This is a genomic window from Kocuria carniphila (assembly GCF_004136555.1).
GTDB classification, from domain to species: domain Bacteria; phylum Actinomycetota; class Actinomycetes; order Actinomycetales; family Micrococcaceae; genus Kocuria; species Kocuria carniphila.
This window is the reverse complement of sequence record NZ_NOIT01000029.1, coordinates 1-12,737: the sequence shown is the minus strand read 5'-3', so window position 1 is coordinate 12,737 and position 12,737 is coordinate 1. Positions and strand designations below refer to the sequence as shown.

13 protein-coding genes and 1 pseudogene are annotated in these 12,737 nt (G+C 63.5%); 3 read left to right on the top strand and 11 right to left on the bottom strand.

Going from position 1 to position 12,737, the window contains the following annotated elements:
• Positions 1–131: 131 nt before the first annotated feature.
• Positions 132–764 carry an RDD family protein gene (locus tag EWV37_RS15105; protein ID WP_095796579.1) on the top strand — a complete coding sequence of 211 codons (633 nt, stop codon included), beginning with the start codon at positions 132–134 and terminating at the stop codon, positions 762–764.
• On the opposite strand, the gene EWV37_RS15100 is transcribed toward EWV37_RS15105, so the two are convergent.
• From EWV37_RS15100 to EWV37_RS15050, 11 genes are all read right to left on the bottom strand, one after another.
• Positions 700–1,494 (bottom strand): IclR family transcriptional regulator domain-containing protein, encoded by a 795-nt coding sequence (locus tag EWV37_RS15100; protein WP_095796578.1) that lies wholly within the window; start codon positions 1,492–1,494, stop codon positions 700–702. The two genes, EWV37_RS15105 and EWV37_RS15100, sit on opposite strands and share 65 nt — an antisense overlap.
• Positions 1,495–1,597: 103 nt before the next feature.
• Positions 1,598–2,257, bottom strand: coding sequence for a 3-oxoacid CoA-transferase subunit B (locus tag EWV37_RS15095; RefSeq protein ID WP_095796577.1), 660 nt, complete (start codon positions 2,255–2,257; stop codon positions 1,598–1,600).
• A complete protein-coding gene (locus EWV37_RS15090; protein WP_016998027.1) occupies positions 2,254–2,952 on the bottom strand; it encodes a 3-oxoacid CoA-transferase subunit A in 699 nt (232 codons plus the stop codon). Before EWV37_RS15090 ends, EWV37_RS15095 begins: the two co-directional genes overlap by 4 nt.
• 39 nt (positions 2,953–2,991) lie before the next feature.
• A complete protein-coding gene (locus EWV37_RS15085; RefSeq protein ID WP_129702475.1) occupies positions 2,992–4,203 on the bottom strand; it encodes a thiolase family protein in 1,212 nt (403 codons plus the stop codon).
• A gap of 173 nt (positions 4,204–4,376) precedes the next feature.
• Positions 4,377–4,784, bottom strand: a complete 408-nt coding sequence (gene pcaC, locus EWV37_RS15080) for a 4-carboxymuconolactone decarboxylase (protein ID WP_129702474.1) — start codon at positions 4,782–4,784, stop codon at positions 4,377–4,379.
• A 14-nt stretch (positions 4,785–4,798) separates the two neighbouring features.
• Complete coding sequence (locus EWV37_RS15075; protein ID WP_129702473.1) at positions 4,799–5,587, bottom strand: alpha/beta fold hydrolase; 789 nt, start codon at positions 5,585–5,587, stop codon at positions 4,799–4,801.
• On the bottom strand, positions 5,584–7,029 hold the full coding sequence (locus EWV37_RS15070) for a lyase family protein (protein ID WP_129702472.1): 1,446 nt from the start codon (positions 7,027–7,029) through the stop codon (positions 5,584–5,586). The genes EWV37_RS15075 and EWV37_RS15070 overlap by 4 nt, the downstream gene beginning before the upstream one ends.
• Positions 7,026–7,601 (bottom strand): protocatechuate 3,4-dioxygenase subunit alpha, encoded by a 576-nt coding sequence (pcaG, locus tag EWV37_RS15065; protein WP_129702471.1) that lies wholly within the window; start codon positions 7,599–7,601, stop codon positions 7,026–7,028. The genes EWV37_RS15070 and pcaG overlap by 4 nt, the downstream gene beginning before the upstream one ends.
• The gene (gene pcaH, locus EWV37_RS15060) at positions 7,594–8,409 is read right to left on the bottom strand and encodes a protocatechuate 3,4-dioxygenase subunit beta (protein WP_129702470.1); all 816 of its coding nucleotides are present in this window, start codon (positions 8,407–8,409) and stop codon (positions 7,594–7,596) included. The genes pcaG and pcaH overlap by 8 nt, the downstream gene beginning before the upstream one ends.
• Positions 8,410–8,454: 45 nt before the next feature.
• Positions 8,455–9,651: a 4-hydroxybenzoate 3-monooxygenase gene (locus EWV37_RS15055; protein WP_129702469.1), complete on the bottom strand. Its 1,197-nt coding sequence runs from the start codon at positions 9,649–9,651 to the stop codon at positions 8,455–8,457.
• A gap of 121 nt (positions 9,652–9,772) precedes the next feature.
• On the bottom strand, positions 9,773–10,396 hold the full coding sequence (locus EWV37_RS15050) for a CueP family metal-binding protein (RefSeq protein WP_031272447.1): 624 nt from the start codon (positions 10,394–10,396) through the stop codon (positions 9,773–9,775).
• A 367-nt stretch (positions 10,397–10,763) separates the two neighbouring features.
• Between EWV37_RS15050 and EWV37_RS15045 the strand changes: the two genes are divergently transcribed.
• Positions 10,764–11,339 (top strand): YdhK family protein, encoded by a 576-nt coding sequence (locus EWV37_RS15045; protein ID WP_095796570.1) that lies wholly within the window; start codon positions 10,764–10,766, stop codon positions 11,337–11,339.
• 35 nt (positions 11,340–11,374) lie between these two features.
• A pseudogene (locus EWV37_RS15040) lies at positions 11,375–12,625 on the top strand (HAD-IC family P-type ATPase); the annotation flags it as partial.
• Positions 12,626–12,737 lie beyond the last annotated feature (112 nt).

The window sequence follows — 12,737 nt, the reverse complement described above, 5'->3', positions numbered from 1 at the left end:
CGCCGCGTGAGCTACGCGGACATTTCACCTGAGGCAAGCACGAACACCATCCGGACATCTTGACATGAGGCAAGACGACTGGCCCCCGAGTCCCCATTGACCTGGAAGACATCGATACGTAATTTTTGAAGATGTCGACTCGTTCAGGACCCACCGCCCGGGCTGACAAGAGACTAGGGGTTGTCAGACTTGTCGCCTGGATCATTGACTGGGTGTGCATCCTCGGGTGGGTGGGTCTCACCGCGGCGGTGGGAGTGCCACTCCATCTGGCGGGCCTCACCGGAGGCCTCAGCTACTTTCAGCTGAATCTGATCGGCGCTCTTGTAGTTGTGGTGCCCGTGGTACTGGCCGCCGCCGTCACCGAATCACGACCGCGCGCAGCAACGCCGGGTAAACGCCTTACGGGATTGCGAGTCTCCAAAGGACACGGCGGCCCATCGGTCTGGGCGGCGCTGGTCCGCAATGCGCTCAAGATCGGGGTTCCGTGGCTCATCGGTCACGCGGCCGTGTTCGCCTTGACCATGCCCGGCGATACGTCCGGTGCCGTGCCGCCCATCGTGTGGCTTCTGACGGCGTTCTCCTACGCGCTTCCGATCGCATACGTCGCGTCCCTGTTCCTGCACACCGGCAGAACCCCGTACGACGCTGCTACGGGCACGTCCGTCGTCAGGGTCCCCACACACCACGGGCACGCGACGATCAGTTCCCCGACGCCGCCAGGTCCTGGGAAATCGCCGCTGCGCACGCGAATAGTTCCGGAATGACCTGAGCCTCCGGGTGCTCGGTGTCCACCCCGGGCATTCCCACGCGCATGGACACGTTGATCGCGGCAACGGTGCGCCCGGTGAGGTCCTTGACCGGAACCGCGGCCGAGCGCAACCCGACTTCCAGTTCCTGGTCGACCACGGCGTACCCCCGTTCCCGCACGCGCTGCAGCTCCTGAACCAGGGCATCACGCTCGGTGGTGGTCCGCCGGGTCAACGGAGAGAGCTCCGCAGTGGTGAGGTACTCCCCCAGCTCCTTGGCGGTGAGTCCTGCGAGCAGCACTCGCCCCATGGACGTGGCATACGCGGGGAACCGGGTTCCCACCGCAATGGCCACGGTCATGATGCGGTGGGTGGCCACCCGAGCCACATACACGATGTCCTGCCCGTCGAGCACGGACAGGGACGTGGATTCCTGAAGCGTGTCCGAAAGATTCTTCAAGTGTGGATTCGCGATCTGCGGGAGCGACAGCGCCGACAGATACGAGTAGCCCAGCTGCAGCACCTTGGGCGTGAGTTCGAACATCCGCCCGTCGGATCGTACGTATCCCAGGGACTCGAGCGTCAGGAGGAACCGGCGGGCGGTGGCTCGCGTCAAACCCGTGTGGCGCGCGACGTCCGAGAGGGTCATGACGGGTTGAGCGGCGTCGAAGGCGGAAATCACGGACAGCCCGCGCGCAAGCGACTGGACGTACTGGCTCTTGTCGGCGGAGTCTGCGTCGGCACTCACGGGGGCTCCAAATCACACGGGTCGAGCACGGGTTTTGTCGAAAGCAACTTCGATTAAAGCAAGGCGGGGGCGGAACCTCGAAAGTTCCGCCCCCGCGCTGGCGTCAGTTGGCGGGCTTCAGCTCGATGTCGACCAACTCGGTGAGTTCGTCGAAACCGATGCCGAAGGTCTCGCGCACGCGCACGCCGTCCTCCTCGATGAGGAACACAGCCTTGTCCGTGTAGATGCGAGACACGCAACCCACACCGGTCAGCGGCATATCGCACTCTGCCACCAGCTTGGACTGGCCCTTCTTGGTTTGCAGGGTCATCATCACAAAGGTCTGCTTGGCGCCGGTGGCCAAGTCCATGGCACCGCCCACTGCGGGGATGGCGCCGGGCTTGCCGGTGTGCCAGTTGGCCAGGTTGCCGTTCTGGTCCACCTGGAAGGCACCCAGGACACAGCAGTCCAGGTGACCGCCGCGCATCATCGCGAAGGAGTCAGCGTGGTGGAAGTAGGAACAACCCTCGGTCTCGACCACGGGGATCTTGCCCGCGTTGATGAGATCTGCGTCGACCTCGTCGCCCTTGGCTTCCGCGCCCATGCCCAGCATGCCGTTCTCGGTGTGCAGGGTGACGTCGTCCTCGGGGGACAAGTAGTTGGAAACCAGCGTGGGCTGGCCGATGCCCAGGTTGACGTAGGCGCCGGCGGGGATATCGCGGGCTACGACCTCTGCGAGCTCTTCGGGGCTCAGTGCGTGATCACTGTTCTGCGGGGCGCTCATGCCGCACCTTCCTCTCGCGGGTCTACCTGCTTGGGAGCTTCGAGCTTGACCACGGTGTCCACGTAGATACCGGGGGTCACCACGACCTCGGGGTCGATCTGACCGCGCTCGACGATCTCGCTCACCTGCACGATGGAGTGCTTGGCAGCGGCCGCCATGATGGGGCCGAAGTTCCGAGCGGTCTTGCGGTAGACCAGGTTGCCCGCGGTGTCAGCGGTGTGTGCCTTGGTCAGGGAGAAGTCCGCGTGGATGGGGTATTCGAGCACCTGGTGCTTGCCGTCCAGTTCACGAACTTCCTTGCCCTCGGCCAACGGGGTGCCGTAGCCGGTGGGCGTGTAGAAAGCACCGATACCGGCACCGGCGGCGCGAATTCGCTCGGCCAGGTTGCCCTGCGGCACGACCTCGAGCTCGATCTCGCCGGCGTGGTACTTCTCGTCGAAGTGCCACGAATCCGCCTGACGCGGGAAGGAGCAAATGATCTTCTTCACGCGGCCGAGCTGGATGAGCTTGGCCAATCCCACGTCACCGTTGCCGGCGTTGTTGTTGACCACGGTGAGGTCCTTGGCGCCGTTCTCGATGAGCGCGTCAATGAGCTCAACGGGCTGCCCGGCAACACCGAAGCCACCGATCATCACGCAGGCGCCGTCGTGGATGGGCTCCACGGCCGCGGCCACGCTGTCTGCAATATTCAGCATGAGCTGTATGTCTTTCTTCGTTTGGTCTGTGTTGAGCGCTTAGCCCTTGGCGTTTTCATTCTCGAGCACCACGGCGAGGCCCTGACCCACGCCGATGCACAGGCTGGCCACGCCCCACCGTTCGCCGGACTCTTCGAGACGACGTGCCAGGGTGCCGAGCACGCGGGTACCGGAGGCGCCGAGCGGGTGACCGATCGCGATCGCACCGCCCCACGTGTTCACGATGCTCTGGTCCACGCCCCACTGGCGCAGGCACGCAAGCGACTGTGCGGCGAACGCTTCGTTGAGTTCTACCGCGGCGACGTCGTCCCAGGAGATGCCCGCGCGCTTGAGCGCGAGGTTGGCGGCCTCGACCGGTGCCTCACCGAAGAACTGGGGTTCATTGGCCGCAGCCCCGCGACCGGCGATGCGTGCGATGGGTGCGCTGCCGAGCAGATCCGCGCCCTTCTCGCTGCCCAGCCACGCGGCGGACGCGCCGTCGTTCATGGGGGACGCATTACCGGCGGTGACCGTGGCGTCCTCGCCCGTGCGGAACACGGTGCGCAGACCGGACAGGGTCTCCGCGGTGGAGTCCGCGCGAACGGTCTCGTCGCGAGTCAACTCGACGCCGCGCTTGGTGTTGGGCTTCACGCTCACGGTGAGGTTGTCGTACTTGCCCTCGTCCCAGGCCTTGGCGGCGAGCTGGTGCGAGCGAGCGGCGAGCTCGTCCTGGTCCTCACGGGAAATGTTGTGCTTCTCCCGCAGCTGCTCGGTGGCCTCGCCCAGGGAGACGGTCCAGGCATCCGGCATTTCCGGGTTCACAAGGCGCCAGCCCAGGGTGGTGTTGGCGAGCTTGAGATCCTGCATCGGGAAAGCGCGTTCGGTCTTGGGCAGTACCCACGGAGCGCGGGACATGGATTCCACGCCACCCACCAGCAGCAGGTCCCCCTCACCCACCTCGATCTGACGCGAAGCCATCATCGCGGCGTCCAGGGACGAACCGCACAGGCGGTTGATCGTGGAGCCGGGCACCGAGGTCGGCAGACCCGCGAGCAGGGTGGCCATGCGGGCCACGTTGCGGTTCTCTTCACCGGCGCCGTTGGCGTTACCGAAGTAGACCTCGTCGATCTTCGAAGCATCCAGCTGGGGAGCGCGCTCCACCATGGTCTTGACCACGAGGGCGGCCAGATCATCGGGGCGATGGCTGGACAGCGCGCCGCCCACCTTGCCGAACGGGGTGCGGACTGCGTCGTACACGTAAGCGTGGTTCATGTGAATCCTCACGGTTTGGGCTCACCCGGTCTTCCGGGGCGACACCGTCTCCATTGACCGACGACGCCGCGTTGCGTGATTTCAGAGTAACCGAAAGTGCGCGCCATGTGAACACCTGTACGCATAGCGAACAAAATTGACGGACTGTTGCCGCTCATGCGCTGTATTTCGGGCTACTCCCCCCACACACCCATGTCCGCCAGTACTTTCTGCGCGTGCTTGAACGCGTTGTTGGCAGACGGCACGGAAAGGTAGATGGCCGACTGGAGCAGGATCTCCTTGATCTCATCCGGGGTCAGGCCGTTGCCGATGGCCGCGCGCACGTGCATTTCGAATTCCTCCCAGTGCCCGGCCGCAATCAACGCGGTCAACACGCACGCGCTGCGCATACGACGATCCAGTCCAGGGCGGGCCCAGATCTCACCCCACGCATAGCGGGTGATGAAGTCCTGGAACTCCTCGGTGAATTCGGTCTTGCCTGCCTCCGCACGATCCACGTGGGCGTCGGAGAGCACCTCGCGGCGCACTGTCATGCCCTCACTGTGGGCCTGGGACTGGGTGCGTTCTGAACGATCGGTCATGATGTCCTTTCTGCTCAGCGGTGGGCCGAGATGAATTGAGAAATGTGTTCCGCGGTGACCTGCGGTGCCTCGACCGCCAGCAAGTGCGACGCGTTCGCCACCGTTTCGTGGCGCGCGCCCAGCTTGTCGGCCAGTTGCTGCACGGTCTCGGGGCCGGTGACGACGTCGCTCGGTCCGGATAGCGCCAGCACAGGAACTTTGGTTTCGGGGTTCGTTTCTCGCAGGTCAAAGCCCGCCAGCGAGCGGCACGCGGCGGCGTAGCTGAGCCGATCTGCGTTCTGGAGGTCGTGCAGCAAGGCCGTCCCGGCCTCTGCGTTATTTGCCAGGAAGTCCGGGGCGAACCACAACTTGGCTGAGTTGATTACCTGCGTGGGCGTCCCGGCCTGGGCCACGAGATCCGCACGTTCGTTCCAGCCCTGCGGGTCCGGGAAGTAATCGGTCGTGGCCATCAGTGTCAGAGAGGCCAGCCGGTCCGGGTGCTCCGTGAGCAAAAGTTGACCGACCGCACCGCCGATGGAGGTGCCCACATAGTGGAAGGGCTCGGCAGATACGTGTCCGGCGACCGCGTCCAGCACTCCTTGGGCCAGCTCCGCAACAGTGAACTCCTGTGCCGGTCCGCTCACGCCGTGACCGGGGAGGTCCCAGCCGACCACGCGCAACTCTTCGCCCAGCTGGGAGGCCACACGGCCGTACAGGTTGCTCACGGACGTGCCGATTCCTGGTCCCAGGACCACCAGTGGTGCGTCATCGGAAAGCTGTTCGGGGTTCGTGAACTCCACGAATCCAAGCTCGGGCACGCTCATGCAATCAACCTTTCTCGGTGGTTTTTCACGGTGCGGGTGCACAGTTGTTGCGTGGCACCCAGGTAGCCGCGGGGATCCAATAACTGCCCCAGCCAGGCACCTACGCTGCCCCGGTCCTGCGGATTCACACCTTCCGGCAACGACGGCGCGCCCTCGGCCATGACCAAATCGGTCAGGTGATCGGCAAGCGCCTCGGCATCGACGGGGTGCTCGCGCACGGCCGCCTGCACCCGCTGTTTGGCGGTGGACCCGTCGGATTCGGAGAGCACGGGGGTCAGCGCGGCGCTCAGCCGTTCGGCCATCACACCGGTGCCGGCATCGCGCAGGTTGTGGGCCATCCGCTCGGCATTGACGGTCAGGCCCTCGGTGAGTTCCGCAGCGTGCGACGCCGCCGCGGTAGTCAGGACCGCCAGCTCGCGGAGTGCGGGCCATTCGGCGTGCCAGCCACCGTCCGGGCGTTCGTCCACGGCCGCCGCGGCACCGGAGTTGACGTGCCCCAGGAGGTGAGGCGCGGCCAAGGCTGTGCGTTTGAGTAACACGCTCAACACGGGATTCTGCTTCTGCGGCATGGCGGAGGAGACCCCTCGACCCGGGGCTGTGGGCTCGCGCAGCTCCCCCACTTCGGGCCTGGACATCAACAGGACATCGTTGGCCATGCGACCCAGTGCCGCGGTCGTTTCCGCGAGCGCACCGGCCACCCGAAGCACGGGGACTCGGTCGGTGTGCCACACCTGATCCGGTACGGCCAGTCCGAGTTCCTCGGCCCAGTAATCGATGAGGGTGAAAAGTCGTTCTGCGGTTTCATCCGCGCCTCCACCCTGATCGCACAGGGACATGCCCGCGGCCAGGGTTCCGGAGGCTCCCCCGTAGGACACTGGAAGGTGGGCGCGCTCGAAAACGTCGCGAGCGGCGTCGTCGACCCCCGCAAGCCACGAGGCCGCCTTGAGACCGAACGAGATGGGCAGCGCGTGCTGGGTGAGGGTGCGACCGACCATGACGGTCTCCGCATGCCTCTCGACCAGACCGGCGAGAGCGTCACCCGTGCGGCGCAGGTCCGAGACCATGCTGTCCTGCGCAGCCTTGAGCACCAAAGCGAGCGCGGTGTCCATGACGTCCTGGCTCGTGAGGGACTTGTGCACCGCGCCCACCGGGGAACCGTGCAGTTCCTTGACCGCGGCGCGGTAATCAGCGAGCAGGGGAATCACGGGATTGCCGCCGCCCTCGGAGGCGACCGCCAACCGGTTCAGTGCGGTTTCATCCAAGGGAACGCGATCCACCGCGTCACGTGCAACGCGCGCAATGTCCTCCGGAACGAGCCCCAGACGCGACTGGGCCGCGACCCACGCGGCCTCCGTGAGGAGGACGGCGCGGGCCACGGCACGGTCGTCGAGCAGCTCAGCCGCCCGGTGGCTTCCCGGTGTGAGAAGACCTGTGTTGATCATTCAAGCCCCGGGTAAGCCAGGAACACGGTCTCGCCATCACCCTGCAGATGCACGTCGAAGCGCAACGAGCCATCCGCTTCGCGGGTGGCCACCAGGGTGGCGCGCTCGTCCTCGGACAGGCCCGAGAGCAGCGGGTCATTGGCGAGCGCCTCGGTGTCCTCGGGCAGGTAAATGCGCGTGAACAACCGGTTGAGCAGGCCGCGGGCGAACACGGTCAGGCAGATGAACGGCGCCTTGCCGGCCTCGGTCGGGCCCGGGTTGACGGTCGTGAAGGTGTATTGGCCCTCGTTGTCCACTGCCACGCGGCCGAAACCAGTGAACGTGTAGCCGTCACGGATCAACGAACCGGTCTCCTGGGAGACCTTGCCGTTCTCATCCGCCTGCCAGATCTCCAACATGGAGTCCGGCACGGGAACGCCGTGACCGTCGTACACGGTGCCGTGCAGGCGCACCGAGCCGGGGTGCGAACGATCCACCAGGTTCTCGCCGTTCTCGTACGGCAGTGCATACCCGTAGAACGGGCCGATGGTCTGGCCCGGGGTGGGTACCAGGCGTTGGGTGTTCTCAGACATTGCTGTCATCCTCCGTCCAGGTCCGGTTGGAACCGCTCAACACGATGTCCCACTTGTAGCCCAGCAGCCACTCGTGCTCGGACACGTTGTGGTCGTAGTCGGCCACGAGTCGCTCACGAGCCTTGGGGTCCACGATCGACTGGTAAATGGGATCCAGCGCGAACAGCGGGTCACCCGGGAAGTACATCTGGGTGATCATGCGCTGGGTGAAGTCGGTTCCGAACAGTGAGAAGTGCACGTGCGCGGGGCGCCATGCGTTCTGGTGGTTCTTCCACGGGTACGGTCCGGGCTTGATGGTCACGAACGAGTAGGACCCGTCGTCACCGGTCAGGCAGCGACCCACGCCCGTGAAGTTCGGGTCGATGGGTGCGGGGTGCTGATCACGCTTGTGGATATAACGACCCGCGGCGTTGGCCTGCCAGATCTCGACCAGCTGGTTACGTACCGGGCGACCATCGCCGTCCAGGATGCGGCCGGTGATGCGGATGCGCTCACCGATTGGCTCACCGCCGTCCTGAATGGTCAGGTCCGACTCGAGCTTGTGCACGTCCCGCTCGCCGAAGGCCGGAGCGTACAGCTCGATGGTCTCCGGATCCGTGTGGCGCGGGTCCTTGGTGGGGTGGCGCAGGATGGAGCTGCGGTAGGGCGCGTAGTCCAGCCGAGGCTGGGTCTCCGTGCGACCGGACTCCTCGTACTGCTTGGTGATCTGGGCCATCTCGTTGTTGAGCTGGTCCTGGCTGTCAGCGGCGTCGTCGGCGCCCTTGGCCGTGAGCGGCTCGAAGGCGTCTTCTGGATTCTCAGCTGCCATGATTCATCTCCTTTGGGGACATAGCTGCGGTGGTTAGTGCGTGGCTCAGTTGTCCGGCCAACCGGTGTAGCTTTCGGCGAAGTAGGCGGAGCCCCGTTCCGATCCGGTGATCGCCGCGAACTCGCCGCGGCGGCGCTTCTGGTTGAAAGGGTTTTCCCCCGGCTGGATGTGCATGAGATTGGTGGCCCAGTACGAGAAGTTCTGCGCCTTCCAAATGCGTTCCAGGGCCTTGGCCGAATACTCCGCCAGACCGCTCTCGTCACCCTTGTCGAAGAAGTCGATGATGGCCGGAGCCAACACGCGAACATCGCAGAAGGCGAGATTCAGACCCTTGGCACCGGTGGGCGGAACCGTGTGACCGGCATCCCCCACCAGGAACATGTTCCCGTAGCGCAGCGGTTCACAGACATACGAGCGGAACGGCAGCACGGTCTTGTCGAAGATCTTGCCGCGCTGCAACTGCAACCCGTCCGGACCGTCGATGCGGCGCTGTAGCTCGGCCCAGATGCGCTCGTCGTCCCAGTCGTCCACGTTTTCGTTGGGGTCGCACTGGAAGTACATGCGCTGCACGGTGTCACTGCGCTGCGAAATCAGGGCGAAGCCATGCTCCGAATTGGCGTAGATCAGTTCAGGCGCTGAGGCAGGAGCCTCACACAGGATGCCGAACCACGCGAACGGGTACTCGATGAAGTTGTCCGTGCGAATGTCCTCGGGGATCTGGCGCTTGGAAATGCCCTTGGAGCCGTCCGCGCCGATCAGGATCCGGCAGCGGATCTCGAGGTCTTCTCCGTCAGCCGAGGTACACAGGATCTTGGGCTGCTCGGACGTGAGGTCAACGATCTGGGTGTCCGTCACCTCGTAGCGGACGTCTCCACCGTCGCGCTTGCGAGCGGCGGCCAGATCGACGAACACCTCGTTCTGCGGGTAGAGCCACACGGACTCCCCCACGAGCTTCTGGAAATCGATGCGGTGGCTGACACCCTCGAAGCGCAACGTGGTGCCTTCGTGTTCGTGGCCTTCTGTCGGGACCCTCCCGTCAACGCCGGATTCCACCAGCATCTTGACGGTGCCGGCCTCGAGAATGCCGGCGCGGTGCGTGTTGGCAATCTCGTCGTGGGAACGCTTCTCCACAACCACGCTGTCGATACCTGCCTTGTACAGCAGGTGGGAAAGCATCAGCCCGGCGGGGCCTGCGCCCACGATGCCGACCTGGGTTTCCACGATTGTTCGCTCTTTGACCATGTGTCCTCCTTGCGCACGTGTGACTCACATTATGCGTGGCGGACATGGCTCGCATCACAGTGCTTCCATTGAATGGAATGGCGCATTCGAAAGCCGCTGGCGACACAGGCCCGTCAATCGTTCATGCGAGGCGCAAGTTGGTGATGCAAGTGGGATCGTCCTCGTTTTTAGTCGAGATGCTTGCGGTTCCGATCTGACCTGCGTGACTAATTCTGAGCGTGGCGTCTATATCACGCGGTACCCAAAGTCCAAGGAAGCCATTGTCGTACGTCTTGCGCACTTCATCGACAAGAACCTCACCGCTGCCGCTCGTGAGTCTGACCTGCACGTCCGTGTTACCCAGCTCGCCGACACAAGTAGTCAAGCTATGAAAATAACAATCGTGTGTCTGGCTCTTGTAAGGAGCGATTGAGACATACATCCCATCCTCAGGCAGGGGGAGCCGAGCCTCGCGCTGCTGCGTGTCAGAAAGCACGACCGCATCAGGCTGCACTGACGCCTGCAGGCCAGCGGGCCGATTGGAAACAGGCATAGTGTCCAAGCGCTCAATGACTTCCGCCGCACCAAGTCCTTCCAAGCCATGGTTAGCCAAGAGGTCACTCTTTACTGCAAGGTCACCCGACGATGTAGGCACTGCCTCAGGGGCAGATATTGTGCAGCCCGAGAGTGCAAGAGCGGATGCGAAACAGACTGCCGAAGATGCAAGAATCAGCTTCTGTCGACGGCCTGACTGAAGCTTAGTCATGCGGTGCTCCTCCAATGAACTGGCACGTACACACATCATCTTATTCCGACCGGAGCAGTTTCCATCGACCCTGAACCCGCGCCAACCCCTTTGACTCCATGCACTCGCCCGCTTGACCGTGGACCCCCCTTGGCAGACCCGTGTGCGCACCCGAGACAACACCACAGACCCAGTGCTGACATGTGCTGGACTCTGAAGAACGAGGCAAACAGCCTTGCCCCATACCCCCCACGGGTATATCCTGAAACCAAGCTCTTCAGAAGAGCCACACGGGTGGCCATCAACTTCGATATCCGTCGATGGGTACTCAATAGTCTGCAAGAATCCCACGTCTCTCCAGTTCACCCCGTCAGACAAGGAGCTTCAGATGAACAAGCGCACGCGCACCCTCATAGCCACTGTGACGCTCACCGGAGCAATCGCGTTCACCGGTTGTTCGAATTCAGCCAACGAAGAGCCAGCATCGTCGGCTTCCCAGAGTGACAACGCGCACGCGGGGCATGGCGGCATGGATCACCCAATGGACGGCGGCCCCGTGCCCGAGGGCATGACAGCAGCCACCGACCCGGAATATCCCGTGGATACCGAGGTAACCCTCACAGCCGATCACATGGAAGGTATGAACGGTGCCAGCGCGACCGTGGTCGGCGCATACAACACGTACACGTACGCGATCGACTACACGCCCACCGAGGGTGGAGACCCCGTCACCGATCACAAATGGGTCGTTCAGGAAGAGCTTGAAGACGCGGGTAACGAGCGCCTGGCCGATGGCACCGACGTCAAGGTAGCTGCCGATCATATGGAAGGTATGAACGGAGCAATAGCAACGATCGCGTTTTCAACCGACGAGACCGTCTACGTCGTTGACTACGAAGCCGACGGGATGGAAATGACGAACCACAAGTGGGTTGTCGAAAGCGAGATGCAGCCCGACTCCTAGCCAACAGGAACCGGGCATCGAGGAATGGACAGACCATGAATAATCAGCACACCCACCACGGGGCAACCGAGGCTACCCCCCACGAATATGCGGGCCACCACGACCACTCTGTACACGGGGAGCGGGGTGCACCCATGGAGCACGGTGGTCATGGCCACGCAGGTCAAGGCGGGCACGGTGATCATGTCGGACAGTTTCGGCGGTTGTTCTGGATCATGCTCGTCCTCGCGATTCCCGTCGTGGGATTCAATGACATGTTTGCCCAGCTCATCGGCTACACACTCCCAGATGCCGATTGGGTGCGGTGGGTTTCCCCGGTCCTGGGCACGGTCATGTACTTTTGGGGTGGATGGCCGTTCCTCACTGGCGGGTTCAGCGAGATCCGATCTCGCAAACCCGGCATGATGCTGCTCATCGCTTTGGCCATCACCGTAGCCTTCCTCGCCTCTTGGGGCGCAAGTCTGCAGTGGCTTAGTCATGAACTCAATTTCTGGTGGGAACTCGCACTACTAGTGGTCATCATGCTTCTGGGCCACTGGATAGAAATGCGCTCCCTAGCCCAGACCACCTCGGCCCTTGACTCTCTCGCGGCGCTCATCCCCGATGAAGCCGAGAAGATTGAGGGCGACAGAGTCGTGAAAGTCGCGCCCACAGCCCTTGCTGTCGGAGATATCGTGATTGTCCGTCCGGGTGCCTCTGTGCCAGCTGACGGAAAGATCATCGACGGGTCCGCGTCCATGGACGAATCGATGGTCACCGGCGAGTCCAGGACCGTCAGCCGAGGGGTCGGTGGTCACGTGGTCGCCGGCACTATCTCCACAGACTCGGGGCTGCGGATCGAGGTAACCGCCACCGGCGAAGATACTGCCTTGGCAGGCATCCAGAGGCTTGTGACCGATGCTCAGGCGTCCTCCTCCCGTGCCCAGCGGATCGCCGATACCGCCGCCGGATGGTTGTTCTGGTTCGCCCTCAGCGCTGCCGTAATTACGGCGCTCGTGTGGTCCCTAATAGGTCTCCCTGACGAAGCCGTCGTGCGCACCATTACGGTCCTGGTCATCGCCTGCCCCCATGCCCTTGGCCTCGCAATACCGCTGGTAGTATCCATCGCTACCGAACGCGCCGCCCGCGGCGGAGTGCTCATCAAAGACAGGCTCGCATTGGAGTCTACGCGCACCGTTGATGCAGTCCTCTTCGACAAAACCGGCACACTGACCAAGGGCGAACCTACGGTCACCGCCGTCGATACTGTCGGCGTACATACCGAGGACACGGTGCTTGCCTTAGCCTTGATCCACCGATGAGCATGCTGGGCTTGGGCCGTAATTAAAGACGGGATGCCCGTCTGACCGGGAAGAATGGGACTTGTTCAGGGTTCCGTTCCACCGCGATGAGAGGGCA

Bases quoted from the DNA above. Each gene is read 5' to 3' on its own strand.
- EWV37_RS15105 (WP_095796579.1), top strand. From the start codon at position 132: ATGTCGACTCGTTCAGGACCCACCGCCCGGGCTGACAAGAGACTAGGG.
- EWV37_RS15095 (WP_095796577.1), bottom strand. From the start codon at position 2,257: ATGAGCGCCCCGCAGAACAGTGATCACGCACTGAGCCCCGAAGAGCTC.
- EWV37_RS15090 (WP_016998027.1), bottom strand. From the start codon at position 2,952: ATGCTGAATATTGCAGACAGCGTGGCCGCGGCCGTGGAGCCCATCCAC.
- EWV37_RS15085 (WP_129702475.1), bottom strand. From the start codon at position 4,203: ATGAACCACGCTTACGTGTACGACGCAGTCCGCACCCCGTTCGGCAAG.
- pcaC (WP_129702474.1), bottom strand. From the start codon at position 4,784: ATGACCGATCGTTCAGAACGCACCCAGTCCCAGGCCCACAGTGAGGGC.
- EWV37_RS15075 (WP_129702473.1), bottom strand. From the start codon at position 5,587: ATGAGCGTGCCCGAGCTTGGATTCGTGGAGTTCACGAACCCCGAACAG.
- EWV37_RS15070 (WP_129702472.1), bottom strand. From the start codon at position 7,029: ATGATCAACACAGGTCTTCTCACACCGGGAAGCCACCGGGCGGCTGAG.
- pcaG (WP_129702471.1), bottom strand. From the start codon at position 7,601: ATGTCTGAGAACACCCAACGCCTGGTACCCACCCCGGGCCAGACCATC.
- pcaH (WP_129702470.1), bottom strand. From the start codon at position 8,409: ATGGCAGCTGAGAATCCAGAAGACGCCTTCGAGCCGCTCACGGCCAAG.
- EWV37_RS15055 (WP_129702469.1), bottom strand. From the start codon at position 9,651: ATGGTCAAAGAGCGAACAATCGTGGAAACCCAGGTCGGCATCGTGGGC.
- EWV37_RS15050 (WP_031272447.1), bottom strand. From the start codon at position 10,396: ATGACTAAGCTTCAGTCAGGCCGTCGACAGAAGCTGATTCTTGCATCT.
- EWV37_RS15045 (WP_095796570.1), top strand. From the start codon at position 10,764: ATGAACAAGCGCACGCGCACCCTCATAGCCACTGTGACGCTCACCGGA.